At 45.2% G+C, this 834-nt stretch carries 1 protein-coding gene and 1 pseudogene; both read left to right on the forward strand.

Going from position 1 to position 834, the window contains the following annotated elements; translation table 11 throughout:
• Positions 1-287 (forward strand): annotated as a pseudogene (locus tag VPR01S_RS22980) (IS3 family transposase); the annotation flags it as partial.
• A 131-nt stretch (positions 288-418) separates the two neighbouring features.
• Positions 419-834: DDE-type integrase/transposase/recombinase (locus tag VPR01S_RS21885; protein WP_156008773.1), on the forward strand; the 416-nt coding region annotated here is incomplete at its 3' end.

Consider the following 834-nt stretch of genomic DNA (forward strand, 5'->3'; position numbering starts at 1 on the left):
AGAAGTACGGCATCCAAGGTTGTTCTACCGTTTTAGTTTGGCTTCGTAAACATGGTCGACTAGATTGGTCTGAAGGGACACCTAACTTTATGTCCAAAGGAGGCTCTATGGCCGAGTTCAATTCACCGCCCACACCTGAACAACGTATTAAAGAGCTTGAGAAGAAACTGGAAGATGCACAGCTCAAAGCCGACTTCTTTGAAGCTGTCGTGAACGTTATGGAACGTGACTATGGCGTTAGAGTGACAAAAAAGCACAAAGAAGCGTTGTCCAAGAGAAAACCATAGCAGGTTTGACCGTCACGAAGTTTTGTCAGTTAGTACAAATCTCTCGTCAAGCTTATTATAAGCAGTGCCAGACTCAATCTCGTTATGAGCATCATGAGCATGCTGTCATTGGCTTTGTCCGTGAAGTCAGAATGAAGCAGCCACGCATTGGTGCGCGTAAACTGAAGTTCTTAGCCGCAATAAAGGGCCTTCAAATAGGTCGAGATAAGCTCTTTGAGCTTCTCAGAAAGCATCGTCTGTTAGTGAGAACAAGACGAGCCTATCAACGAACGACTGACAGTCGCCATCGGTTCTTCTGTCATCCTAACAAAGTGAAAGATGGACTGACACCAACGAAGCCAGAACAACTGTGGGTGGCTGATATTACTTACTTGCCGACTCAAAATGGAGAGAGCTATGTCAGTCTGGTTACGGACGCTTATTCAAGGAAGATTGTTGGTTACTATGTCGATGACAACATGAAAACGCAATCCGTTAAGCGAGCATTTATCTCAGCGCTCAGGCAACGGCGGAGTGAAGAAAAGCTAATACATCACTCAGATAGAGG

The organism is Vibrio proteolyticus NBRC 13287 (assembly GCF_000467125.1).
Lineage (GTDB): Bacteria > Pseudomonadota > Gammaproteobacteria > Enterobacterales > Vibrionaceae > Vibrio > Vibrio proteolyticus.